Origin of the sequence: Megasphaera sp. MJR8396C, assembly GCF_001546855.1 — a bacterium.
GTDB lineage: Bacteria > Bacillota > Negativicutes > Veillonellales > Megasphaeraceae > Megasphaera.
In genome coordinates this window covers 546-1,056 of sequence record NZ_KQ958193.1, presented here as the reverse complement: position 1 = coordinate 1,056, position 511 = coordinate 546, and the positions used below count along the sequence as shown (strand labels likewise).

Annotated in this window: 1 protein-coding gene; it reads right to left on the bottom strand. The window is 48.5% G+C overall.

What is annotated here, in order from left to right; all coding sequences use genetic code 11:
- A partial coding sequence (locus tag HMPREF3201_RS07075) for a hypothetical protein (protein WP_197408268.1) occupies positions 1-511 on the bottom strand: 511 nt, incomplete at both ends.

Here is a 511-nt window from a genome sequence, read left to right as displayed (position 1 = left end):
GTCGGAGTACCACTTGCCGTCTTGGCCTTGAACCAAGGTATTGCCGTCAGCGTCTTTCGCTCCCGTAGGGGTAAAGGTAATGCTGCCGTCGCCCATAGAGATATCTTTTGCAAGTTTCACCTTAAGGGCGTCGTTTTCTTTGACGACACCGATGTTATTGGCAGCCGTAAATTCAGTAGCACCGCCAAGAATGTTGAGAGTTTCCCCATTTTTCTTGGTGATCGTAGCATCAGCAGACGCATCGTCACCGGTAAATTTCAGGTTAGCACTGCCAACAGCTGAATCCATATCACTCTTAGAAGCAATATCACCTACTTCAAAGGATTTATCATCGTTACGGGTAATGGTCAACTTGTTGTCTTTAAATGTTGCCCCTGTAACGTACTTATCCTGAAGGCCGCCAATTTCGACGGTACTCCCATCCTGCATGGTCAAGGTCACCGTACCGACTCCGGCATCGGTGTATTCGACCTTGCTCGAGCCGATCGTACTTCCTTTGAGCTGACCTAAG